This window comes from Candidatus Pelagibacter sp. PS_41 (assembly GCF_059417725.1).
Window position 1 is genome coordinate 332,472 of the sequence record NZ_CM182062.1, and the last position, 23,858, is coordinate 356,329.

A 23,858-nucleotide genomic window follows, 5' to 3' on the forward strand; every position below is an offset into this window, starting at 1 on the left:
AACCATAGAGTTAAGGAGTATCTTTGAAAAAAATGATATTCGTCAAAAATTAGAGAAAAATAATGCAAAGATGTTAGAAAGTAATTTCTGGCAGAATAAATCTATCTCACAAAAAATAATTAAAGAAAAAAAGCTATATGAAGACTTAATAAACTCATATGAGAATACTTCTTTATCTCTTACCGATTTAGATGAATTAAATAATTTAGCCACAGAAGAAAAAAATCAATCAATAATTAAAGAAGTTTTAGAAAGTATTATAAAATTAAAAAAGACAGCTAAAGAGAATGAAACAAAATGTTTCCTGTCTAATGAAACCGATAGTTTAGATTGCTATGTAGAAATACATGCGGGGGCAGGAGGTACAGAAAGCCAAGATTGGGCAGAAATGCTAAGAAGAATGTATTTAAAATGGTCTGACATTAAAGGTTTTAAATCAGAATTAATTAGTGAGCATAAAGGAGATGAAGCAGGAATAAAATCTTCAACAATTAAAATTGAAGGTGATTATGTTTTTGGTTGGCTTAAATCCGAGTCGGGTATTCATAGATTGGTCAGAATTTCTCCATTTGACTCAGGAGCAAGAAGACATACTAGCTTTGCTAGCGTGTGGATGTATCCTATAGTAGACGAAAATATTGATATTGAAATTGTTGAAAAAGATTTAAGAATAGATACTTACAGATCTAGTGGTGCAGGAGGACAGCATGTTAATACAACCGACAGCGCTGTTAGAATTACGCACCTACCAACTAAAATAGTTGTTCAGTGTCAAAATGAAAGATCTCAACATAAAAATAAAGAAACCTGTATGAATATGCTTAAAGCGAGACTTTATGATTTTGAAATGAAGAAAAAAGAAAAAGACAGTCAAAATTTAGAGTCTTCAAAATCAGAAATAGGATGGGGTCACCAAATTAGATCTTATGTCTTACACCCTTACAGAATGGTAAAAGATAATAGAACTAATTTTGAAAGCTCAAATCCCGATAAAGTACTAGATGGAGAAATTGACGACTTTTTAGAAAGTTCCCTATATAAAGTAAAATGATTAAAGGAATTATTAAAACTCTATTAACTTTTTTTTTAGTCTTAATTCTTGGAATAGGATATCTGAGTATTTTTGGTTTAAAAACAAAGAAATTTAATAATCAGATTAAGAAAAGTATTTCAGAAGTTAATAATAAAATTAATTTTCAATTAAATGATGTTAACTATTTATTAAATCTAAAAAATTTAAGTATAAATATTTCAACAAATAATTCCAAATTATTAATTGAAGATAGACTGATTGATATTAAGAATATTAAAACAAATATTTCAATAAAATCTTTTATTGACAATCAATTTTCAATCGATGATTTGCAAATCTCAACAGCTGAAATAGAGATTAATGATTTATTATTCTTTACTAGAAAAGTTCACAATTCTCCTCAGTTATTCATTATAAGCACAATAATTAAGGATGGCTCAATAGAAGCAGATGTTAGTATAAACTTTGATACTAAAGGCAAAGTAAAAGACGACTATCAGATTAAAGGATCTATTAAAAATGCAAGATTGGATTTATTAAATCAGTCAACCATTAACGATTTAAACTTTTTATTTAATTTAAATAAAAATCAATATTCATTAAGTAAAATTAAAACTTCTTTTAATGAAATTAAATTAAATTCACCGCTGATTGAAATTACAAAAAAAAAAGATTCATATTTAATAGATGGAATATTTTTAACAAAAAATCAAAAATTAGATGGTGATGATTTAAATTTTATATCCAAAGGTTTAATTAATCTTAAAGATATAAAAGAAATTGAATTTAGTTCCAACAACAAACTTTCATTTGAAATTAATAAGAAATTTAAGATTAATAAACTTGATATTAATACTACACTTGACCTAGATAAATTAATTTTCTCTAAAAAATTTATTGATTTAAGTGCATATTTAAAAAATACAAAAGAAGAAATATTATTTGAAAAAAATAAAATTCAAATTAATTACAAAAAAGACAAACTGAAAGTGAAAGGAACTGGTAGTATTTTTTTTACTGATAAATCTGAACAAATAACTTATGAGATTATTAAGAGTAATGATCAATTTTCATTTGATACTAAATTTGATATTAAAGATAATTCCTTCCAAATTGTTCCTCTAAATTATGAAAAAAAAGAAGATGTAAACTCTATAATTATAATAAATGGAGACTTCAAAAAAGGAAACTTACTTAAATTTAAAACTATCTCTTTAGAAGAAAACAAAAATAAAATTTTGATTAATAATTTAAAGCTAGATAATAATTTTAAAGTTTTAGATATAGAAAAAGCTAATATCAATTTTAAAAATAAAAATAAAATTCTTAATAAAATCAATTTAAGAAAAGATAATTCCAATTTTATTATTGAGGGAGATAACCTAGATCTTTCAAAGCTAATTGATAATATCATGGATAACAATGATGAAAATTCTTCTATATTTGAAAATCTTAACAGTAGAGTCGATATAAATATTAAAAAAACTTATATTGATGAAATTAATCATCTCAATAATTTATCAGGATATATAATTTTAAAAAATAATAAGATTAACAATCTAATACTTGATGCAGACTTTCCAAATGATAAAAACATTTCACTTACAGTATTAACTAATGATGCAAAGGAAACCACCACAAGTCTAATTACAGATTACCCAAAACCATTAATTAAGAGATATAAATTTATAAAAGGATTTGAAGAAGGAAATTTAAATTTTAAATCCATTAAAAAAGACGGTGTATCGAACTCAGAATTAATTATTGATGACTTCAAAGTTCAAGAAGTCCCTATTTTTGCTAAACTTTTAAGCTTAGCTTCACTTCAGGGAATAGCAGATATTCTTACTGGTGAAGGAATAAGATTTACTGACCTCGAAATGAGATTTTCTAATAAAAAAGGCCTTACTAATATTGATGAAATGTATGCCATAGGGCCAGCTGTATCGATATTAATGGATGGTTATATAGAAAGTAAAAAATTAGTTAGTCTAAGAGGAACGTTAGTGCCAGCAACAACAATAAATAGATCTATTGCTTCGATACCAATTGTAGGCGATCTATTAATTGGAGATAAGGTTGGAGAGGGAGTATTTGGTGTTAGCTTTAAAATTAAAGGACCACCAGAAGACTTATCAACTACTGTTAATCCTGTTAAAACTTTAACACCAAGATTTATTACAAGAACTCTAGAAAAATTAAAAAAGAACTAAATTAATTCTACTTTTATATGTTTTTTTTTACCTAAAGAAAGTTTTATTAAATTATCCTTAAATAAAGTTTTAGAGATAAGCATTTTTTCATCAGAGATAGTTTGATTATTAATCTTAACACCATTTCCTTTAATTAATCTTCTAATTTCACTTTTGGAATTCTCTAACTTAGACATAACTATTAGATCTATGATGTTTAGTTTATTGTCTAATTTTTTTTTCATAATTTGAATAGTTGGCAAATTATCTCCCAGCACTCTACCCTCGAACGTTTGTTTTGCTGTTTCTTCAGATTTTTTTGCTTCTCCATCACCATGTAGCAGTGCAGTAGTTTTATTTGCTAATAAAATTTTTAATTCATTTATATTTTTATCTTTAACAGTTTCAATTTCTTCCAATGTAATATCTGTAAAAATTTTTAAAAACTTTAAAACATCACGATCATCAATATTTCTCCAAAATTGCCAATAATCATAACTAGAAAGAAATCTTTTATCTAGCCAAACAGCACCAGATTCTGTTTTTCCCATCTTTGCTCCAGAGGCTAGAGTTATTAAAGGTGTAGTGAGACCGTAAACATGTTTATTTGAATATCGTTTAATTAATTCAACACCATTTACAATGTTTCCCCATTGATCAGAACCACCAATTTGCAACATACAATTTTCTTTTTTATTTAGTTCAAGAAAATCATATGCTTGTAAAATCATATAATTAAATTCCATGTAACTCAAAGATTGCTCTCTTTCCAATCTAGTTTTAACACTATCAAAACTTAACATCTTATTTATTGTAAAATGTTTTCCAATATCTCTTAAAAAAGAAATGTAATTTAAGTTTTTTAGCCAAGAATAATTATTTACGAATATAGGTTTTGTTTTTGGGTTAGTATCAGTTAAAAAATTTTTTAATATTTTTTCAATATTCTTAATATTTTTTTCAATTTCTTCTTCTGATAAAATAGTTCTAGTTTTATCTTTTCCTGATGGATCTCCAATTCTAGTAGTCCCCCCACCCAGTAACACTATAGGACGATGACCATGTTTTTGTAGTAATCTAAGACACATAATTTGAAGCAAGCTTCCAACATGAAGACTTTCAGCTGTACAATCAAAACCAATGTAAGCATTAATTTTTTCTTTATCAAGTAATTGAGATAGATTTTCTTCTCCAGTACATTGGTAAAAAAAACCTCTTTCTTTAAATTCTTTTAAAAAAATATTCATAAATATGCTATCAAGAATATACAATATTTATTTAGAAATTAAGAATGGAAAAATTTTACACCTCTTTAGGTTTAATGAGCGGAACTTCAATGGATGGTATTGATGCTTCAATTATTAGATCGGATGGGGAAAATGAATATGAGTCAATTTTTGATGAATTCTTTGAATATGATCAGGCTTTATATAAAGATTTAGTAAATCTAAGAAACAAGATTAATTCTGCTAATGATATAATTATTAATTCTGAATTAGTAAGTGAAATTGAGAGAAAAATCACTTTATATCATGCGGAAATTTGCAATAAGATTATTAATAAAAGTGATTATGAGGTGGATTTAATTGGTTTTCATGGTCAAACCATATTTCATGATGCAAGCCAAAAAATTTCAAAACAATTAGGTGATGGATCCTTATTATCTAGTCTTTTAAAAAAAGATGTAATTTATAATTTTAGGGCTAATGATATAGAGAATGGTGGTCAAGGCGCCCCACTTGCACCCATTTTTCATAATTTAATAATAAATAAAAATAAAATTGAGCTACCAGTTTTTATTCTAAATATTGGAGGCATAGCAAATATTACTATCATAACATCAAATAAAAATGATGATCTGATAAGTTATGATATAGGGCCTGGTAATTGTTTATTAGATGAATGGGTTAGAAAGCATACTAGTTATAGATATGATTTAAATGGCAAAGCTGCAAGTATTGGAAAAATAGATGAAATCATCTTGAACCAAGCTACTGAAAATTTTGAAAATATAAACAAAAATAAAAATCTCTCATTTGATATAAAAAATTTTGATTTAAGTTTTGTTAGAGGCTTATCCTATGAAGATGGACTCTCAACCTTGACAAAATTTACTAGTGAAATTATTTGTGACTCAATAATTAAAAACACAAAAAAAGATAAAACTAATAAGATTAATTTATTAGTTTGTGGTGGTGGAAGAAAAAACTTAACACTAATTGAAAATATTAGAAATAAACTACCAAATAATATTAATTTAGATTTAATTGACGACTATAATATAAATGGCGATTTTATTGAATCACAGGCTTTTGCATATCTTGCAATAAGATCATTACTTAAAAAAGAAATTTCATTTGTTAAAACAACAAATGTTAAAAAATCTTGCACTGGTGGAATTTTAGTTAAAAATTATTAACTTTAAAATAAAGCAGACTCTTTTTTAATATATTTATCTAAATATTTAATTAAAACATCCTCAGTCTTTGAAAAAAAATGATTAGCATCACTTATAACTTGAAAGTCAACTTTAATTCCCTTTTGAGCACTTAATCTTTTATCAAGTTCAGTAATATGTTCAACTGGAACTAGTTCATCTTTTTTTCCATAGATCATTAATCCAGAAGTTGGACAAGGAGACAAAAATGAAAAATCATACACATTTGGCTGAGGAGATATTGCAATAAATCTATTTATTTCAGGTCTCCTCATTAATAATTGCATTGCAATTAATGAACCAAAAGAAAATCCAGAAACCCAACATTGAGAATTATCAAAGTTTTCTCTCTCAAGCCAATCTAGTGCGGCGGCTGCGTCAGCTAATTCTCCTTGGCCATTATCAAATTCACCATCACTTTTACCAACACCTCTAAAGTTAACTCTACAAACTGAAAATTCATTTTCCATAAATGTATGAAATGTATCAACAACAACTTTATTGTTCATTGTTCCACCATATTGAGGATGTGGCTGAAGCACCAACGCTATTGGTGAAGTGCTTTTATTACTTTTATAATATTTTGCTTCTAATCTTCCAGCAGGCCCAGGTATGAAAACTTCTACTATTTTGTTATCCATAAATGATATTGATTATTATTCTCAAAAAAAAATACACTTATCATAACTAAGCGACAATATGTTATCTTTTTTTCATATTGGATACTTGACTAATTTGGTCAAGTTTATATAAAAAGCCTTCTTAAATAAGGGTAAATATGAAATTAACATCAAAAGGTAGATATGCGGTAATGGCTTTAGCTGACCTTGCTAGGTTCAACAGCGTTAATCCAGTTCCTTTGAGAGATATATCGTTAAGACAAGGAATTTCTTTGGATTTTTTAGAGCAAATTTTTTCTAAGTTAAAAAAATATAATATCGTAAAGAGCATTAGAGGAACTAATGGAGGTTATATCTTAAACAAAGAACCAGAAGAAATTAAATTAGCAAACATACTTAGTGCTGTTGATGAAGAAGTTAAAACTGTTCAATGCAAGAAGGAGTCTAAAAAGGGATGCAATAGCAAGACCACAAAATGCATCACTCATAACTTATGGGACGAACTTGAAATCCATATCAATCATTTTTTTGAACAAAAAAATTTAAAAGATCTTATAAGCAACTCATCAGAAAGTAGAAATTAAAATGGACGCTAGAGAAAAAGAAATAGAAAAATTAAAAGATTATAAATATGGATTTTCAACTGACATTGAAAGTATAACAGCGCCCAAAGGCTTAAATGAAGAAGTAATTAAATTTATTTCAAATATTAAAAAAGAACCTAAATGGATGCTTGATTTTAGATTAAAAGCATTTGAAAGATTTAAACAATTAAAAGAACCAGATTGGCAAAAACCAAAGTATCCAAAAATTGATTATCAAGATTTATATTATTATTCAGCACCAAAAAGTATGGATGATAAACCTAAAAGTTTAGACGAATTAGATCCAAAACTTTTAGAAACATATAAAAAACTTGGGATCCCACTTCAAGAACAGGCAAGATTAAATGGTATTGCAGTTGATGCAGTATTTGACTCGGTCTCAGTTGCCACAACTTTTAGAGAAGAACTGTCTAAGCTAGGAATTATATTTTGTCCTATATCGGAGGCTATTCAAAATCATCCTGAACTAGTTAAGAAATATCTAGGATCTGTAATTCCTACAACTGATCACTTTTTTGCAACTCTTAATTCTGCTGTTTTTACTGATGGTTCATTTGCATATATACCTGAAGGCGTAAGATGTCCGATGGAACTATCTACTTACTTTAGAATTAATGCCTCAAATACAGGTCAGTTTGAAAGAACCTTAATTGTTGCAGATAAAGGAAGTTATGTAAGTTATTTAGAAGGTTGCACAGCTCCTATGAGAGATGAAAATCAATTGCACGCTGCTAATGTAGAGTTGATAGCACTAGATGATGCTGAAATAAAATATTCTACAGTTCAAAATTGGTATCCTGGTGATAAAGATGGAAAAGGTGGAATATATAATTTTGTTACTAAACGAGGATTGTGCAAAGGTAAAAATTCTAAAATTTCATGGACACAAGTAGAAACAGGATCTGCTATTACCTGGAAATATCCAAGTTGTATTTTAAAAGGAGACAATTCAATTGGAGAGTTTTATTCAATTGCGATTACAAATAACCATCAAAAAGCTGACACGGGTACAAAAATGATCCATTTAGGTAAAAATACAAAGAGTAAAATTATTTCAAAAGGAATAAGCGCAGGATTTTCAGATATGACTTACAGAGGTCTAGTTGATATTTCCTCTAAAGCATCAAATTCTAGTAATTATACTCAATGTGATTCATTGTTAATGGGTAATAAGTGTGGAGCACATACAGTTCCGTATATTAAAAACAAAAACTCAGAATCAAATATTGCTCATGAGGCAACAACTTCAAAAATAAGTGAAGAACAACTTCATTATTGTCAGCAAAGAGGTTTGAGTCAAGAAGAAGCAGTTGGATTAATAGTGAATGGATTTTGTAAAGAGGTATTGCAACAATTACCGATGGAATTTGCTGTTGAAGCCCAAAAGTTAGTTGGCATTAGTTTGGAAGGAAGTGTTGGGTAATGTTAAAGATAAATAAATTAAATGCAACGATAGATAGTAAAGAAATTTTAAAAGGACTTTCTCTTGAAATAAACCCAGGAGAAGTTCATGCTATAATGGGTCCAAATGGATCAGGAAAAAGTACATTATCAAATATTTTATCAGGTAAAAAAGGATATGAAGTTTCAGGAGAGGTTCTTTTTGAAAATAAAAATTTATTTGATTTAGAAACAGAGGAAAGAGCACACAAAGGTATCTTTTTAGCATTTCAGTATCCTTTAGAAATTCCAGGAGTTAATACAAATATATTTTTAAAAACTTCATTAAATGCAGTAAAAAAAGCAAGAGGTGAAAAGGAGCTTGATGCTATCGAGTTTTTAAAATTAGTAAAAGAAAAAGCAAAAGAACTTAAGTTTGATGAAGAAAAACTAAATAGACAATTAAATGTTGGTTTTTCTGGTGGAGAAAAAAAGAAAAATGAAATTTTGCAAATGTCATTGTTAGCACCAAAGTTATCAATCTTAGATGAAACCGACTCTGGATTAGATATTGATGCTTTAAAAATTGTTGCCGATGGGGTGAATACTTTAAGGGATAAGAAAAATTCTTTTCTAATAATTACCCATTACCAGAGGCTACTAGATTATATTAAACCTGATTTTGTGCATGTATTGAAAAATGGAAAGATTATTAAATCTGGTGGAGCAGAATTAGCTTTAGAACTAGAAAAAAAGGATATGAAAGTTTTTAATTTAATGAAAGAACAACTTCAAATAGATTTTGATAATATTATAAAAACTTCAAGTTTTACCAAAAGAGATATTGAACTTAAACAAAACTCTTTGAATGAATTTATAAAAACAGGCTTTCCAAATAGAAGAGATGAAAATTGGAAATTTTCTGATTTAAATCAAATAATTAAAAAAAATATTGGTGATCTAAGCTTTTATAATGATTATTCATTATCAAATAAGATTGATACATCAGTATTTATTGATGGGCTTGAACATAACAAGATCGTTTTTGTAAATGGCAGAATTGAAAAAATTGATTTTGATTATGAAAAAAAAGATAAGATAAAAATAGTTGATGAGCCAGAAATTGACAACAGGTCAAATAACTTTAACTCTTTAATTGATTTAAATAAAGCTTTTACCAATAAATCTTATAAAATCTTAATTAAAAAAGATTATCAATTAGAAAAACCTTTAATAATTTATCACGTAACGAATGATAAGATTAAGTCCAAAAACATAAATTTAAACTTAGATTTTCAACTAGAAGAAAATAGCTCCTTGAGATTAATAGACTTATTTAATGATAATTCAGAAAAAAATTTTTTAAATATTTTTTATAATTTTGATTTAAAACAAAATGCAATTTTAAAAAATTATAAAATTGATAAAATAGAAAATACGAATGTAAAATATTCTTTTAATAATATTGAACAAGCTGCTAACAGTTTATCAGAAACATTTATTTTATCATCTGGATCACATTTCTTTAAGAATGAGATTAATTGTAATTTAAATGGAAAATATTCATCAGCATATATAAATGGTATTTTTTCACTTTCTAATGATAGACACCATGAAGTTAGAACTACCATAAATCACCTAACAAAAAATACCAAAAGCTATCAATTAATTAAAAGTGTCTTAAACGATAGTTCTAAAGCTGTATATCAGGGAAAAATATTTGTTAATTCAGAAGCACAAAAAACAGATGGATATCAACTAAGTAAAGCAATTTTATTAAATGAAGCATCTGAATTTAATGCAAAACCAGAATTAGAAATTTATGCAGATGATGTTAAATGTTCACATGGTTCAGCATCAGGTAGTTTAGATGAGGACTCTATATTTTATATAATGTCTAGGGGGTTAAATTATCAACAATCAAGAGAACTTTTAATTAATGGGTTTTTACTAGATGTAATAGAAAAAATAACTGACTCTGAAATAAAAAATTTAATTAAAAACATGATTGGACTTAAAGAATGAATATAGACAAGATAAAAAAAGAGTTCCCTATTTTTGATGAAAAAATTCAAAATAATGATTTAGTATATCTAGATAGTGCAAATTCTTCTCAAAAACCAAAAGTTGTAATAGATAGAATTAATGAATTTTATAGTAAAGAATTTTCTAATGTAGGCAGAAGTGTTCATTATCTTGCGGTTGCTGCTACCAATTTATATGAGAACACAAGAACTTCAGTTCAAAAATTTATTAATGCTAAGGATAAAAATGAAATTGTTTTTACCAAAGGTGCAACAGAAGCACTTAATCTAGTTGCAAATATATTGGGTCAAAATTATTTACAGGATGGTGATGAAGTGCTTATCACTGAATTGGAGCACCATTCTAATTATGTGCCTTGGCATTTTCTAAGAAAATCCAAAAATATAAAAATTAATTTTGCTGAAATTAATGATGATGGTGAAGTAACATTAGAAGAAATTGAAAAAAGAATTACTTCTAGAACAAAAGTAATTTCAATTACACATTTATCAAATGTTACAGGTGCTATTTTACCAATTAAAGAAATAACAGAGCTTGCTCATTCAAAAGGTATAATTGTTGTAGTTGATGGTTGTCAGGGCGCTCCTCATTTAAGATTAGATATGCAAGATCTTGATTGTGATTTTTATGCTATTTCTTGTCATAAAATGTATGGCCCTACCGGTTTAGGTGTTTTGTATGGTAAAAAAAAATGGTTAGAAGAATTGCCTCCATATCAAGGTGGTGGTGGAATGATCAATGAGGTTAAAAAAGATAGAATTTCTTATGGCGATCTTCCTAATAAATTTGAGGCAGGAACTATGGCTACAGCTCAAGTGATTGCATTTGATCAGTCTATTAAATTTTTAGAAAGAATTGGTATAGATAATGTGGTGGAACATGAAGCTGACTTAGTTGAATATGGGCAGGAACTATTACAAAAAAATAACTCAGTTAGATTAATTGGTAATCCTAAAAATAAAGGTGGGGTTTTATCTTTTACTATTGAGGGTATTCACCCACATGATGTAGCAACTATCTTAGATGGAGATGGAGTTGCAATTCGAGCGGGTCATCATTGCTGTCAAATTCTACATGATAAATTAAATATACCTGCAAGTTCGCGAGCATCTGTTGGAATTTATAATACAAGAGAAGATTTAGATACACTTAATGATGCAATAAATAATTGTAAAAAAATATTTAACCAAAAATGAACTTAAAAGAATTATATCAAGAAATAATACTAGAGCATGGTAAAAATCCACGCAATCTTAGAAAAACTGAAAATTTTAATAAAGATGCTAAAGGACATAATCCTTTATGTGGTGATAATGTACATATTTATTTAAAACTTAATGGACAAAAAATAGTAGAAGATATTTCTTTTGAAGGTAGTGGTTGCGCTATCTCAATGGCGTCAGCCTCAATTATGACAGACTTAATTAAAGGTAAGAATGAACATGAAGCTAAAGAAATTGTTGAAGATTTTTTAGGAATGATAAAAGAAAATCCTGAATTAAATTCAGAAAATTTAAAAGAGGATGAAAAAACCAAATTAATGTGCTTATCTGGAGTAAAAAAATATCCAATGAGAGTTAAATGTGCAACTTTATCATGGCATACTTTAGTTTCTGCAATTGACAATACTCAAGAAGAAATTAATACTGAAAGATTAGATTAAAATATGGACTTAAGAGAACAAGTAATAGCTGAAATTAGAAAAATATATGATCCTGAAATACCAGTTAATATTTATGAATTAGGTCTAATTTATGATGTTAAAGTAAAAGATGATAAGGCTAAAATTATAATGACATTGACCACTCCAAACTGTCCAGTTGCTGAAAGCCTACCTAAAGAAGTTAAAGACAGCGCTATGCAAGTAGAGGGTATAGAAGAAGTAGATCTTGATTTAGTGTTTGAGCCACCATGGGATAAATCAATGATGTCAGAAGCTGCTAAACTGGAGTTAAATTTATAATGAATCCTATAATTAGATTAAGCGATAATGCGGCTAATAGAATTAAAGAAATAATGTCAGATAAAGAATCAAATTCTATTGGTGTAAGAGTTGCAGTTAAATCTGGGGGTTGTGCTGGAATGTCTTATGTTATGGAGTATGCAAAAGAAATTAATCCTACAGACGAAATTATAGAAGATAAGGGTGTTAAAGTTTTTGTTGATGCAGCAGCTGTAATGTATTTATTGGGTACAGAAATGGACTATAAAAAGGAAGAATTTTCATCATCTTTTGTCTTTAATAACCCCAATGAGTCTGAACGTTGTGGTTGTGGAGAGTCTTTTAAAATTTGATATTAATTATACGCATATCTGTATTGCAAATAACACATATCTAGTGTATTAATTAGATATGAATAAATTTGAATTTAAAAATCTTGTTAAATCACTGGAGAAGTCTTTAAAAGAAAGAACTTTTTTTAAAACTCTTAGAACAGAGGTAAATACTGGTGCTAATGGCACACAGGATTACGTTGTTAAAAAAGGAATTAACAAAGATACAATAGCAACAACTAGACAGTAATTATATTTAACTACTGTAATACATCTCAAACTCAACAGGATGAGGTGCATGTTCAAATTTATGTATCTCTTCAAATTTTAATGCAATGTAAGCATCAATTTGATCGTCAGTAAATACTCCACCTTCAGTTAAAAACTCTCTATCTTTATCTAGATTTTCCATTGCTTCTCTTAATGAACCACAAACAGTTGGAATATTTTTAACTTCTTCAGGAGGTAAATCATATAGATCTTGATCAAACGACTCTCCTGGATGTATCTTATTTTTAATTCCATCAAGTCCAGCCATAAGCATTGCTGCAAAAGTAAGATAAGGATTACCTGAGGCATCAGGAAATCTTATTTCACATCTTGCTCCATTTTTGCTTAATGAAATTGGTATACGACAAGAAGCAGATCTGTTTCTTGCAGAATAAGCAAGTAGCACTGGAGCTTCAAAGCCAGGTATTAATCTTTTATAGCTGTTAGTAGTAGAATTAGAAAATGCATTTATTGCTTTAGCATGTTTTAAAATTCCACCAATGTAATGAAGTGCAGTCTCTGATAATCCAGCGTATGCATCGCCAGAGAAAACCGGTTTATCATTTTTCCATATTGATTGGTGAATGTGCATTCCAGAACCATTATCACCTGCAATTGGTTTTGGCATGAATGTTGCAGTTTTTCCAAAAGAATGAGTAACCATTTGCACTACATATTTATATAACTGAACATTATCAGCTTGATCAACCAGAGTACCAAAATACATTCCAAGTTCATGTTGACTTGGAGCTACTTCATGGTGATGTTTTTCAACTTTAATCCCAACTTCTTTTAGACTTTTTAGGTATTCGCTTCTCATATCTTGTTCACTGTCTACTGGAGGAACAGGAAAGTAGCCACCTTTTACTGGAGGTCTATGTCCCATATTTCCATTTGCATATTCTGTCCCTGAATTATAAGGGCCTTCTTTACTGTCTATTTTAAAACCAGTATTGTTTGGATCATTATTAATTCTTACATCATCAAAAACAAAAAATTCAGGCTCAGGACCAAAAAAAGCTTTATCACCAATACCAGATTTCTTTAAATACTCTTCAGCTTTTTTAGCTGTTCCTCTTGGATCTCTGTCATAAGGAGATTTCTTTACTGCATCGAGGATATCACAAAAAAGTACTAACGTATTATGAGATGTAAATGGATCCATGACCATTCTTGAAGTATCAGGTTTTAAAATCATGTCTGACTCATTGATAGCTTTCCATCCAGCAATAGATGACCCATCAAAAAACACACCTTCATTTAACATATCTTCATCTACAATTGTAGAATCCATAGTTAAATGTTGAAGTTTTCCTCTTGGATCAGTAAATCTTAAATCAACAAACTCTGCTTCTTTTTCTTTAATAAATTTTAGTACGTTTTTAGCACTCATGATTTCTCCTTTTTAAATTTTGCTATGTCAAATTATCAAAAATTATCTTAATTATATTGCTTGATTAATTAATAACACCTATGCGTTTTTTACATATGAATTACATCATTATTTGTTAAATTATCAATCAATTGTTAGTTGAATTATGAGTTTATTAGACAAAGAGCCAGTTAAAAGAGCCGAGAAATCCCTCAAGGATTTTGATCAATCCTTAGAGGTTATTGTTTTAGATAAATCAGCAAGAACAGCTCTAGATGCAGCAACAGCATTAGGTTGTAATGTTGGAGCAATTGTTAAAAGTTTATTATTTAAAACAAATGATAGTTTTATACTTTGTTTGGTTGCAGGTGATAAGAGAGCCTCTTTGAATAAAATAAAAAAAATAATTAACAAAAAAGATGTTTCAATGGCAAATCCAGAGGACGTAAAATCTCAAACAGGATATACAATTGGCGGTGTATCACCTATTGGTCATTTAAAGCAAATCGAAATTATTATAGACAATTCTCTAGAAAGGTTTAATGAGCTATTTGCAGCAGCAGGACATCCAAATTGTGTATTTAAAATAAATTTTACCAATATTCAAAAAATCACTAATGGAGAAATTGAAAATATAACTGAATGAGACAACCTAAATTAATTGATTATATATTGTTAGTAATTCTAGCTTTAATTTGGTCTTCAGCTTTTTTTAATATTAAAATTGCAACAGAATCTTTTGGCCCTGTTACAATTGCTTTTCTAAGAGTTTTTTTTGGATCTATTCCAGTATTATTATTATGTTTTTACAAAAAAATAAGAGTGGAGGCATTCTCTAAAGATTGGTATTGGTTTGCTATAATAGGTTTTGTAAATTTAGTTTTACCTTTTTTTCTAATAGCTTACGGTGTTAAATCAGTGCAAAGTAACTTGGCTGCAATATTAATGTCTACAACACCATTAAGCTCAACAATATTGGGTCACTTTTATACAAAAAATGAAAAGTTTAATTTAGTTAAAACTTTTGGAATACTAATTGGCTTTTCAGGAATTATTTATTTATTTTCAGATAATCTATTGATAAATGATAGTAATTTTATTTCTGCGTTATTAATATTACTTGGGTCAACCTGTTATGTTATTGGGGGAGTTTTAACTCTTAAAATTAGTAAGAAAAAGAATGAAAATGTAACATGCTCTATATTAATTTGGGCTGTCCTAATCTTAATACCATTTGTTTATTTTATTGAAAAACCATGGAACTCGGTTCCAAGCATTGAATCTACAATATCAGTAGTTTATCTAGGAATGATTTCAACAGGTGTTGCTTGGTTACTAAGATTTAAAATTCTAAAAGATAATGGTCTTATATTTCAGTCACAAGTTTCTTACTTAATTCCAATATTTGGCACTATATTAAGTTATATTTTCCTAAAAGAAATAATAACACCTAAAGTTTTATTATCTTTATTAGCAGTTGTTGTTGGAATTTATTTTGTAAAAAAATCAGATCAAAAAAAAACTACTTAAATTGAACCATTTCCTTAATATGAGAAGGCCTTGTTTCACAACATCCACCTAAAATAGTTGCACCAGCATTTTTAAACTTTTTAACAAAATTTGCCATCAATTCAGGTGTTAAATCTTTTCTTTGACCTAAAAACTCATTAGGATTCCCTGTTTTACTTTTATTATAGGAATTAGTATATCCATTTTTGGGCTTGGTCGTTTCAAATGCATTAAGCTTAAATCCAAAAGGAATACCTAAATTTTTAACCTCTTCCAAATTTATAGAAAAATTTTCAGGTGAAATACAAGATAAGATTAATCCAAGTAAATTCTTGTGGTCAATATTATTTACAATATTAGATATTTTTTCACCACTTGGAAGATTAATACCCTCAGATATGTGCGCACCTATCAGATAAGGTTTTTTGAAATCCTGGATTGCTTCAATTGCTAGTCTGAATTCTTTAACACTTGATAAAACATCTAAATAAAAAAAGTCAACATATGGATCAAGTAATTTTGCTTGATCATAAAAATTTTGTTTAATTTCTTCATCTGCTCTCGTGTCTTCTTCGTAAGTTAAATATTGAGGTGGAAGACCCCCAGCTATCAAAATATGTGGAAATTGTTTTTTAGCTTTTTGAGCTATCTCCCCAGCTTTTTTATTTAGGTATTCAAATTTATCCTCAACTTTATTGTCACGTAACCTAACTCTTCTAGTTGTAAAAGTTGTGGTAACAATAACTTCAGCTCCAGCTTTAATAAAATCCAAATGAGTATCTAATAATAGCTGATGATATTCTTCTTTAAGCAATGCGTTAGCACTCCACAATGTTCCATTAGGTTTCATACCACGAGCTAATAATTCTTGCCCCATACCACCATCTAAAATTCGTGTTGTTTTAAAAAAATTAATATCCATTCTTACTCCTTACTTTTTTAGTGCTTTTGCTTTATGCCAGGTGCACAATATAGTCCAACTACCTTTACCAATTATATAATGATTTCCTTTTTAGCAGTTAATACCTGCAATATGGATCAAATCGGTTAATGTGTTTATATATCAAATAGACTGATTAGTAAATCACTTCTTAAATAATATTTTAGCATTAAATGAGAAGGATCTTCTCTCACCATCAACATTAAATGGGTAAGCTGTGTGCATTAAATAATTTGGAAAAATCAATAAATCACCTAATTTAGGGTTTAAATTGTAGATGCTTTTACTTAAAAAATTTTTTTGACCATTGATAAAATCAATAGTTCCATTAGTTTTAATCTTTTTATTCTTAAGAAGTTTATTTTGATTCATATCTTTTGGGATTTTAAGATACCCAACCCCTGATAGTTGTCCTTCATGATAATGAATTGGGTTATACTCATTTTTTAATTGTCTTACTACCCATAGGTTGATTATCTTAATTTCTTTAATTTTTTTAACTCCTGACTTATCAAGATAAACTTTGATATTTTTTATTATCTCTTTAGACAAACTTTTATTAACTATTGTTTTAGGTATTTTGATTTCATTCTTAATTTGACTTGCTAGCTTAGAACTATAATCATCTTTTATAGATGATTGGGTCTTATCAACGTGATTATTTAATATGTTAATAATTTTTTTAGATAACTTTGTTTTTCCAATAGTTGGTCCAAAAGCTCTAAATGTTTTCATATTTTATCTATAATAATTTAATACTTCCGTTATGCAAACAACTTCAATCCTATTCGAATAGCGACAAATATGACAAGTGCTGATGTCACTAAAGCCAACATTTTTGCAGGAAAAATTTTAAGATTTAAATAGTTTCCTATTTGACCGCCTATTAAAACAAACAGAAATAAAGGCCAATAATCATAAATTCCATTTATTGTCGATGACTTTGTAAATTGACCAGCAAGACCTGACAGAGAATTAATCAGTATGAATAATGATGCGGCAGTTGCAATATTTTTTACTTTATCTGCTCTAATCAATAACAATATGGGGCTTAAGAAAATTCCACCACCAATCCCAACTACACCAGACACAAATCCAATAGATGCGCCTATTAATAAGGATAACATTTTTGGTATTTTTTTATAAACTTCAATCTTTTGATCAAAAGATTTAAATTTCACAAGAAGTAGAGCTCCTGCTAGTGTTAAGACTACAAAAAGTAAAATTTCAAAAATTTCTTTATTTATTGATAAAGAGCCACCTATGAATGCAAGTGGGACAGATGATATTAAAAATGGGGCAAGGATCTTAAGATTGATATTTCCAGCTTTAATATAATTAATACAATTTCCTGATACGACAATAATATTACAAAAGAGGGCAATTACAGGAAAGATTAAGTAGGGAACATCCCAAATTAACAGAAGAGCTAAATACGTAGAACCACCTCCAAATCCAACACTAGAGTATAAAGTTGCTGTTAGAAGAAATAAAAATGATAATATAATCATAATAATTATTTTAAATTTATGATTGTAAATATAGCACTTTTAACTGTTACGGACACCAGAACTTTTGAGAACGATAAGTCAGGTGCGATCTTAGTCAAAAAAATAGAGGAGGCTAAACATAAATTAGTAGATAGAAAAATTTGTAAAGATAATAAAGAAGACATTATTAAAATCCTTAAAGATTGGATTAATCAATCTGAAATAGATGTTGTAATTACAACAGGTGGCACTGGACTTACGGGTCGAGATATCACACCAGAGGCAGTAAACGAGATTGCTGACAAACATATTCCAGGTTTTGGAGAGGTGTTTAGAACGATAAGTTTAAAAACAGTTGGCACATCTGCTATTCAATCTAGAGCTTGTGCTGTACTGGCTAATGGTAAGTATGTGTTTGCTTTACCAGGATCTTCAGGTGGGGTCACGGATGCCTGGGATGGAATTTTAAAACACCAGTTAGATGTAAATCATAAACCTTGTAATTTTGTAGAGTTGTTTCCAAGACTTAAAGAAAAATAATTATTTTTGATATTTTTCTTTCCACTCAGAATAAGGCATACCATACACATGCTCACGTGCATCTAGGTCTGAAATTTCAACACCTCTTTTCTCAGCTTCTTCTCGATACCATTTTGATAAACAGTTTCTACAAAAACCAGCAAGGTTCATAATATCTATATTTTGAACATCTTTTCTCTCATTTAAATGTTTAAGTAGTCTCTCAAAAGTAGCTGATTGTAATTCTTGTTTTTTATCTTTAGTCATAAATAAAATATTAGACACATTTTAATTAAGCACAAGATGTAGGTTTAATTCAATTGTTGGTAGAAATAAAATTTTTATAAAAGTAGATCCTATGCAGTTTCTTTGGTTAAATTAACTATGGCAACTAAAAAGAGAAAAAAAGCCAAAAAGAAAAAAACTAAGGCCAAAAAGAAAAAATCTAAGTTGGTCAATAAATCTAGAAAAATAAAAAAAAATAAAAAAGTTGCGACCAAAAAGTCTGCGACTAAGAAGCGTTCTAAAAATTCTAGAATAAATAACAAGCTTAAAAATAAAAAAACAAGAAAGGTAAAAAAGATGAGTACAGAAACAATCAAAGCTGGGAAGTCTCCTTTACTGGATACATCTCACCTTAAAGTTAAATTTCCATTTAAAGAGCAATATGGAAATTTTATAGGGGGTAAATTCGTTAAACCAAAATCAGGTAAATATTTTGATAACGTAAGCCCAATTAACAATGAAGTTATATGCTCTGTTCCAAGGTCAGATGCTAAAGATGTTGATGCTGCATTAGATGCTGCACATGCTGCATTTCCTACATGGGGAGTTACTTCAATAACTGAAAGATCAAACATGCTGCTTAAAATAGCAGATGTAATTGAAAAAAATCTAGATTTATTAGCTACTGCTGAGTGTTTAGATAATGGAAAGCCAATTAGAGAATGTATGGCAGCAGATTTGCCATTAGTTGTTGATCACTGGAGATATTTTGCTGGAGTAATAAGAGCGGAAGAAGGTTCGGTAGCTGAGATAAGTAATAGTGAATATTCTTATCATATACCTGAACCTCTTGGTGTAGTTGGTCAGATTATACCTTGGAACTTTCCATTGTTAATGGCAACGTGGAAACTTGCACCAGCACTTGCTGCAGGTAACTGTGTAGTTCTAAAACCAGCTGAACAAACACCAGCGTCTATCTTACTTTTAATGGAACTTATTGGAGACTTATTACCTCCAGGAGTTGTTAACGTTGTAAGTGGCTTTGGTCTTGAGGCAGGTAAGCCATTAGCTTCATCTAAAAGAATTAGAAAAATTGCTTTTACTGGTGAGACAACAACTGGACGTTTAATTATGCAATATGCATCACAAAACTTAATTCCAATAACTTTAGAATTAGGTGGAAAATCTCCAAATGTTTTCTTTGAAGATGTCATGGATCATGATGACGATTTCTTTGATAAATGTATGGAAGGATTTGCAATGTTTACTCTTAACCAAGGTGAAGTTTGTACTTGCCCTAGTAGAGTGCTAGTTCAAGAGTCTATCTATGATAAATTTATGGAAAAAGCTGTAGCTAGAACTAAAGCTGTTAAACAAGGAAATCCTTTGCAGATGGAAACTATGATTGGTGCACAAGCATCGGTAGAACAAATGGAAAAAATAAAATCTTATTTAGATTTAGGTAAGAAAGAAGGTGCCAAAGTTCTATGTGGTGGAAATGTTGCAAAAGTAAATAGTGGTCTTGAAAAAGGTAACTACATTGAACCAACTATCTTTGAAGGAAAAAACTCTATGAGAGTTTTTCAAGAAGAAATTTTTGGACCAGTAGTTTCAGTTACTAAATTTAAAGATGAAGCGGAAGCATTAGAAATTGCTAACGATACTCTTTATGGGTTAGGTGCTGGTGTATGGACTAGAAATGGTAACATAGCCTATAGAATGGGAAGAGGAATCCAGGCAGGAAGAGTTTGGACTAATTGTTACCATGCTTATCCGGCTCATGCTGCTTTTGGTGGTTACAAACAATCTGGTATTGGTAGAGAAACCCACAAAATGATGCTTAATCACTACAGACAGGTGAAAAATTTACACGTGTCTTACAGTGAGAAAAAATTAGGCTTCTTTTAACAGATATATTATAATGGCCCGTATTAAATTACGGGCCATATAAATATGAAAGTTACAGCGACACCTTCTGCTTTAAAGCTTATTGAAGATTTAAAAAAAGATCACGGTAAAGAATTGCTATTCCATCAATCAGGCGGATGTTGTGATGGTAGTGCTCCAATGTGTTATCCATCTAAAGAATATCAAGTAGGACAAGATGATTTAATGATAGGTAAAATAGGTGGCATTCCTTTTTATATTAGTGAAACTCAACATGAAGCTTGGAAAAATACAGATTTGATAATTGATTGTGTCAAAGGTATGGGTGGAATGTTTTCTCTAGATAATGGTACTGGTAGAAGATTTTTAACTAGATCTGAGATCTGTATTCCCGAAGATACTACGATAAATTAAATTTCTTTAAATTTATTCTGAATAAAAGAAGAATAATTAAGATAATTAAAAATATTAAAGGTTTAAAAAATATTGTTTTTGATAACCAGATAAAGTGCAAAACTCCAAAAATTGAAATTACATAAACTAATCTATGTAGTTTTTTCCAATTTTTTTTTAAAATTCTAACCATTTTATCTGATGAAGTTATCGCTAAAGGGATTAGTAATAACCAAGCAGAAAATCCTATAAAAATAAATTTTTTTTTCAAAACATCATCAATTAATGGTTCAAAATCAAACCTATAATCTAGACCAACATAACTAAGCATATGAACCGAAGCATAAAAAAATGCAAACAAACCCAGCATCCTTCTAAATTTTATCCACGCTAAGGAATTTGTGATTTTCTTAAGAGGTGTCATTGAAAGAGTTAAAAGTACAAAGATTAAAGTCCATTTTCCAAAATGATTTATAATCCTATCAACAGGCTCAGGACCTAATTTATTATAAATTAATTGATAGGTGATTATATAAATCGGCCAAAGTGATAGTAAGAAAACAGCAGGCTTGAAATAATTTTTCAATTTATCTAATAATTTTTTTTAAGGTCCATACCACTATAAAGATGAGCAACCTCATCTCCATAACCATTGAACATTAAAGTTTTTATTCTTGGAGCTAATATACTTTCCCCAATTACTCTTTCAGTTGCTTGAGACCATCGTGGATGATCAACTTCTGGATTTACATTTGAGTAAAAACCATATTCTCTTGGCGAAGCATTTTTCCAAGCAGTATTAGGCATATTTTTCGTTAACCTGATTTTAACAATGGATTTAGCACTCTTAAAACCATACTTCCACGGAATAAATATTCTTAAAGGCGCACCATTTTGATTTGGTAGTGACTTGCCGTACAAACCAGTTACAACAGTTGTTAGAGGATGCATTGCTTCATCTAATCTCAAACCTTCAATGTAAGGCCAGTTTAAAACAGGATATCTCTGTCCAACCATCTCTTCTGGATTATAAACTGTTTCAAATTCTACAAACTTTGCAGTTGATTTAATCTGAACTTTGTTAAGTAGCTCACTTAATGAAAAGCCCAACCAAGGAATTACCATAGACCAACCTTCAACACATCGAAGTTTTAGGATTCTCTCTTCAGATTTGATATCTAGAATTTCCTCAATTGGAAGTTCAATTGACTTTTCAACTTCACCTTCAATTTTAACAGTCCAGGGTCTTGTAGAAAAATTTTTTGCTCGTCTATGGGGATCACCTTTGCCAGTACCAAATTCATAGAAATTGTTATATGTAGTTATATCTTTATAACTAGTTGGCTCATTTAAATTATTTGCTTTAGCATTAATTAGTGGAACTGAACTAAAGGTAAGTGCACTCAAACCATAGCCCATAGACTTTATAAAAGATCTTCTTTTGTTATAAATTTTTTCTGGAGTTATCTCTGAATATTTAAACTTTTTCATTAGCAATAGGATTTCCTTTTAACCATTCACTTTCTTTATTTTCATAATGTTCTTTTTTCCAAATTGGAGATCTTTTTTTAATTTCTTCAATTATATATCTTGAGAGTACATAAGCTTGATCACGATGTTTGCAAGCAACTGCGATAATAATACTTATTTCACCTAATTTTAGATGACCTTTTGCATGTTCAATAAATACAGCTTTATCTTTAATGTCAAGTTTTTGATCTGCTTCATTGTAAATTTTTTCAAAACTTTTGATCACCATTTCGTCATGGCTATCGTAAGTAATTCCAATAACTTTTTTATTATCATTAATACTTCTTACAGTACCTAAAAAATAAATTGATGCTCCAAACATAGAATCTTTAATAAATTTTTCAGCGTTTGAAGTTAGTATTTTATCTTTTTTATAATCTACTATTTTTGTATGAAGCATTAGCCTCCTCCGATAGGTGGTATAATACCAATCTTTTGATTTTTTGTGATTTTATAATTGTCGCTAATTATTTCATTATTTTCAGAACAAAAAGCAGAAGATTTTACAACTTTAATGAAGTCTTCGTTACCTTGAAAATTTTTGTCTATATATTTGATAATTTCATTCCTTAAATCATCTATTGAAGCTTTATCTTTAATATCTAATTCTAAGTGATCTTTATCACTAAAATCTCTACTAGCTCCAAATAATTCTAATTTGATTTTCATTTTTTTAATTTAGATGAAAATTTTAAGTCTTTATCTTTAAATTCAGATTTATTTTTACTAATAAAGTCATTCATAATCTTTACTTTTTCTTCCTCAAATTCAGCAACTTTTCTTTCATTAAGATCCACATATAAAGCTAGAATTTCAATTGTTGAGGCTAGGAATTTTTTTTCTTTATGTATCATTTCCATTTTATATTGAAGTCTTTTTTTATCATGATCAAAAAAAACACAATTAATATCAACTTCATCATTTAGTTGGAGTTCTTGATTGTAAGTTATATGAGACTCTACAATCATTGTACTTTTCTTAGTTGTCTTTGCAGAGTGTTCACCCATTTTAAAGATATTATTTAGAGTATCAGCACCATATTTATCAAACATTAAAAGATAATATGAAACATTCATATGATCGTTATAATCAATCCAATCCTTGATAACTTTTTGAGAACTTAAATAAACAGACAT

At 28.8% G+C, this 23,858-nt stretch carries 27 protein-coding genes, 2 pseudogenes and 1 riboswitch; of the genes and pseudogenes, 17 read left to right on the forward strand and 12 right to left on the reverse strand.

The window, feature by feature from the left end; all coding sequences use genetic code 11:
- Window positions 1-4 precede the first annotated feature (4 nt).
- A complete protein-coding gene (prfB, locus tag AC5SL8_RS01750; protein WP_494580789.1) occupies window positions 5-1,051 on the forward strand; it encodes a peptide chain release factor 2 in 1,047 nt (348 codons plus the stop codon).
- Window positions 1,048-3,246 carry a hypothetical protein gene (locus AC5SL8_RS01755; protein ID WP_494580373.1) on the forward strand — a complete coding sequence of 733 codons (2,199 nt, stop codon included), beginning with the start codon at window positions 1,048-1,050 and terminating at the stop codon, window positions 3,244-3,246. The genes prfB and AC5SL8_RS01755 overlap by 4 nt, the downstream gene beginning before the upstream one ends.
- Here the strand turns inward: AC5SL8_RS01755 and tyrS are convergent.
- On the reverse strand, window positions 3,243-4,472 hold the full coding sequence (gene tyrS, locus AC5SL8_RS01760) for a tyrosine--tRNA ligase (protein WP_494580375.1): 1,230 nt from the start codon (window positions 4,470-4,472) through the stop codon (window positions 3,243-3,245). The two genes, AC5SL8_RS01755 and tyrS, sit on opposite strands and share 4 nt — an antisense overlap.
- Before the next feature lie 44 nt (window positions 4,473-4,516).
- Between tyrS and AC5SL8_RS01765 the strand changes: the two genes are divergently transcribed.
- Complete coding sequence (locus tag AC5SL8_RS01765) at window positions 4,517-5,644, forward strand: anhydro-N-acetylmuramic acid kinase (RefSeq protein ID WP_494580377.1); 1,128 nt, start codon at window positions 4,517-4,519, stop codon at window positions 5,642-5,644.
- Between the two features lie 2 nt (window positions 5,645-5,646).
- Here AC5SL8_RS01765 and AC5SL8_RS01770 read toward each other — a convergent pair whose 3' ends face one another.
- The gene (locus AC5SL8_RS01770) at window positions 5,647-6,291 is read right to left on the reverse strand and encodes an alpha/beta hydrolase (protein ID WP_494580790.1); all 645 of its coding nucleotides are present in this window, start codon (window positions 6,289-6,291) and stop codon (window positions 5,647-5,649) included.
- Window positions 6,292-6,440: 149 nt separating this feature from the next.
- Between AC5SL8_RS01770 and AC5SL8_RS01775 the strand changes: the two genes are divergently transcribed.
- The 9 genes and pseudogenes from AC5SL8_RS01775 (at window position 6,441) to AC5SL8_RS01815 (ending at window position 12,837) form a co-directional block, all read left to right on the forward strand.
- Window positions 6,441-6,866 carry an RrF2 family transcriptional regulator gene (locus tag AC5SL8_RS01775; RefSeq protein WP_494580379.1) on the forward strand — a complete coding sequence of 142 codons (426 nt, stop codon included), beginning with the start codon at window positions 6,441-6,443 and terminating at the stop codon, window positions 6,864-6,866.
- A 1-nt stretch (window position 6,867) separates the two neighbouring features.
- The gene (sufB, locus tag AC5SL8_RS01780; protein WP_415276111.1) at window positions 6,868-8,310 is read left to right on the forward strand and encodes a Fe-S cluster assembly protein SufB; all 1,443 of its coding nucleotides are present in this window, start codon (window positions 6,868-6,870) and stop codon (window positions 8,308-8,310) included.
- Window positions 8,310-9,023: pseudogene (gene sufC, locus AC5SL8_RS01785) on the forward strand (Fe-S cluster assembly ATPase SufC); the annotation flags it as partial. The gene sufB and the pseudogene sufC, both read left to right, overlap by 1 nt.
- 426 nt (window positions 9,024-9,449) lie before the next feature.
- Window positions 9,450-10,292 (forward strand): annotated as a pseudogene (sufD, locus tag AC5SL8_RS01790) (Fe-S cluster assembly protein SufD); the annotation flags it as partial.
- Complete coding sequence (locus tag AC5SL8_RS01795) at window positions 10,289-11,509, forward strand: aminotransferase class V-fold PLP-dependent enzyme (protein WP_494580381.1); 1,221 nt, start codon at window positions 10,289-10,291, stop codon at window positions 11,507-11,509. The pseudogene sufD and the gene AC5SL8_RS01795, both read left to right, overlap by 4 nt.
- Window positions 11,506-11,976 (forward strand): Fe-S cluster assembly sulfur transfer protein SufU, encoded by a 471-nt coding sequence (gene sufU, locus AC5SL8_RS01800; RefSeq protein ID WP_494580383.1) that lies wholly within the window; start codon window positions 11,506-11,508, stop codon window positions 11,974-11,976. Before AC5SL8_RS01795 ends, sufU begins: the two co-directional genes overlap by 4 nt.
- A 3-nt stretch (window positions 11,977-11,979) precedes the next feature.
- Window positions 11,980-12,276, forward strand: a complete 297-nt coding sequence (locus tag AC5SL8_RS01805; RefSeq protein ID WP_481968292.1) for an iron-sulfur cluster assembly protein — start codon at window positions 11,980-11,982, stop codon at window positions 12,274-12,276.
- The gene (locus AC5SL8_RS01810) at window positions 12,276-12,608 is read left to right on the forward strand and encodes a HesB/IscA family protein (protein ID WP_494572716.1); all 333 of its coding nucleotides are present in this window, start codon (window positions 12,276-12,278) and stop codon (window positions 12,606-12,608) included. The genes AC5SL8_RS01805 and AC5SL8_RS01810 overlap by 1 nt, the downstream gene beginning before the upstream one ends.
- A 58-nt stretch (window positions 12,609-12,666) precedes the next feature.
- The gene (locus tag AC5SL8_RS01815; RefSeq protein ID WP_271480643.1) at window positions 12,667-12,837 is read left to right on the forward strand and encodes a hypothetical protein; all 171 of its coding nucleotides are present in this window, start codon (window positions 12,667-12,669) and stop codon (window positions 12,835-12,837) included.
- A gap of 6 nt (window positions 12,838-12,843) precedes the next feature.
- Here the strand turns inward: AC5SL8_RS01815 and glnA are convergent, their stop codons facing one another.
- The gene (gene glnA, locus AC5SL8_RS01820) at window positions 12,844-14,250 is read right to left on the reverse strand and encodes a type I glutamate--ammonia ligase (protein ID WP_494580385.1); all 1,407 of its coding nucleotides are present in this window, start codon (window positions 14,248-14,250) and stop codon (window positions 12,844-12,846) included.
- A gap of 145 nt (window positions 14,251-14,395) precedes the next feature.
- On the opposite strand from glnA, the gene AC5SL8_RS01825 reads away from it, so the two are divergent.
- Both AC5SL8_RS01825 and AC5SL8_RS01830 read left to right on the forward strand, forming a co-directional pair.
- Entirely contained in the window at window positions 14,396-14,875 is a 480-nt protein-coding gene (locus AC5SL8_RS01825) for a YbaK/EbsC family protein (protein ID WP_494580387.1), read from the forward strand.
- A complete protein-coding gene (locus AC5SL8_RS01830; RefSeq protein WP_494580389.1) occupies window positions 14,872-15,759 on the forward strand; it encodes a DMT family transporter in 888 nt (295 codons plus the stop codon). Before AC5SL8_RS01825 ends, AC5SL8_RS01830 begins: the two co-directional genes overlap by 4 nt.
- On the opposite strand, the gene AC5SL8_RS01835 is transcribed toward AC5SL8_RS01830, so the two are convergent.
- The 3 genes from AC5SL8_RS01835 to AC5SL8_RS01845 form a co-directional block, all read right to left on the reverse strand.
- Window positions 15,752-16,660 carry a homocysteine S-methyltransferase family protein gene (locus tag AC5SL8_RS01835; RefSeq protein ID WP_494580391.1) on the reverse strand — a complete coding sequence of 303 codons (909 nt, stop codon included), beginning with the start codon at window positions 16,658-16,660 and terminating at the stop codon, window positions 15,752-15,754. The two genes, AC5SL8_RS01830 and AC5SL8_RS01835, sit on opposite strands and share 8 nt — an antisense overlap.
- A gap of 9 nt (window positions 16,661-16,669) precedes the next feature.
- Window positions 16,670-16,733, reverse strand: a riboswitch (SAM riboswitch).
- Window positions 16,734-16,822: 89 nt separating this feature from the next.
- A complete protein-coding gene (locus tag AC5SL8_RS01840) occupies window positions 16,823-17,413 on the reverse strand; it encodes a 2OG-Fe(II) oxygenase family protein (RefSeq protein ID WP_494580393.1) in 591 nt (196 codons plus the stop codon).
- Window positions 17,414-17,442: 29 nt separating this feature from the next.
- On the reverse strand, window positions 17,443-18,189 hold the full coding sequence (locus AC5SL8_RS01845; RefSeq protein ID WP_494580394.1) for a sulfite exporter TauE/SafE family protein: 747 nt from the start codon (window positions 18,187-18,189) through the stop codon (window positions 17,443-17,445).
- Window positions 18,190-18,207: 18 nt separating this feature from the next.
- Here AC5SL8_RS01845 and moaB point away from each other — a divergent pair, with 18 nt between their 5' ends.
- Complete coding sequence (gene moaB, locus AC5SL8_RS01850; protein ID WP_494580395.1) at window positions 18,208-18,708, forward strand: molybdenum cofactor biosynthesis protein B; 501 nt, start codon at window positions 18,208-18,210, stop codon at window positions 18,706-18,708.
- Here moaB and AC5SL8_RS01855 read toward each other — a convergent pair whose 3' ends face one another.
- Window positions 18,709-18,954, reverse strand: coding sequence for a DUF1244 domain-containing protein (locus tag AC5SL8_RS01855; protein ID WP_494580397.1), 246 nt, complete (start codon window positions 18,952-18,954; stop codon window positions 18,709-18,711). It lies immediately after the preceding gene.
- 315 nt (window positions 18,955-19,269) lie between these two features.
- Here AC5SL8_RS01855 and AC5SL8_RS01860 point away from each other — a divergent pair, with 315 nt between their 5' ends.
- Both AC5SL8_RS01860 and AC5SL8_RS01865 read left to right on the forward strand, forming a co-directional pair.
- Window positions 19,270-20,820: an aldehyde dehydrogenase family protein gene (locus AC5SL8_RS01860; protein WP_494580791.1), complete on the forward strand. Its 1,551-nt coding sequence runs from the start codon at window positions 19,270-19,272 to the stop codon at window positions 20,818-20,820.
- 45 nt (window positions 20,821-20,865) lie between these two features.
- Window positions 20,866-21,213: a DUF779 domain-containing protein gene (locus AC5SL8_RS01865; protein ID WP_494580398.1), complete on the forward strand. Its 348-nt coding sequence runs from the start codon at window positions 20,866-20,868 to the stop codon at window positions 21,211-21,213.
- On the opposite strand, the gene msrQ is transcribed toward AC5SL8_RS01865, so the two are convergent.
- Genes msrQ through AC5SL8_RS01890 form a run of 5 tightly spaced genes read right to left on the reverse strand, consistent with a single transcriptional unit; the run spans window position 21,200 to window position 23,858 of the window.
- Window positions 21,200-21,778, reverse strand: coding sequence for a protein-methionine-sulfoxide reductase heme-binding subunit MsrQ (gene msrQ, locus AC5SL8_RS01870; protein WP_494580400.1), 579 nt, complete (start codon window positions 21,776-21,778; stop codon window positions 21,200-21,202). The genes AC5SL8_RS01865 and msrQ overlap by 14 nt on opposite strands.
- Before the next feature lie 5 nt (window positions 21,779-21,783).
- A complete protein-coding gene (msrP, locus tag AC5SL8_RS01875) occupies window positions 21,784-22,683 on the reverse strand; it encodes a protein-methionine-sulfoxide reductase catalytic subunit MsrP (RefSeq protein ID WP_494580402.1) in 900 nt (299 codons plus the stop codon).
- Window positions 22,670-23,122: a molybdopterin synthase catalytic subunit gene (locus AC5SL8_RS01880; RefSeq protein WP_494580404.1), complete on the reverse strand. Its 453-nt coding sequence runs from the start codon at window positions 23,120-23,122 to the stop codon at window positions 22,670-22,672. Before AC5SL8_RS01880 ends, msrP begins: the two co-directional genes overlap by 14 nt.
- The gene (locus AC5SL8_RS01885; protein WP_494573478.1) at window positions 23,122-23,391 is read right to left on the reverse strand and encodes a MoaD/ThiS family protein; all 270 of its coding nucleotides are present in this window, start codon (window positions 23,389-23,391) and stop codon (window positions 23,122-23,124) included. Before AC5SL8_RS01885 ends, AC5SL8_RS01880 begins: the two co-directional genes overlap by 1 nt.
- Window positions 23,388-23,858 carry a thioesterase family protein gene (locus AC5SL8_RS01890; RefSeq protein WP_494580406.1) on the reverse strand — a complete coding sequence of 157 codons (471 nt, stop codon included), beginning with the start codon at window positions 23,856-23,858 and terminating at the stop codon, window positions 23,388-23,390. The genes AC5SL8_RS01885 and AC5SL8_RS01890 overlap by 4 nt, the downstream gene beginning before the upstream one ends.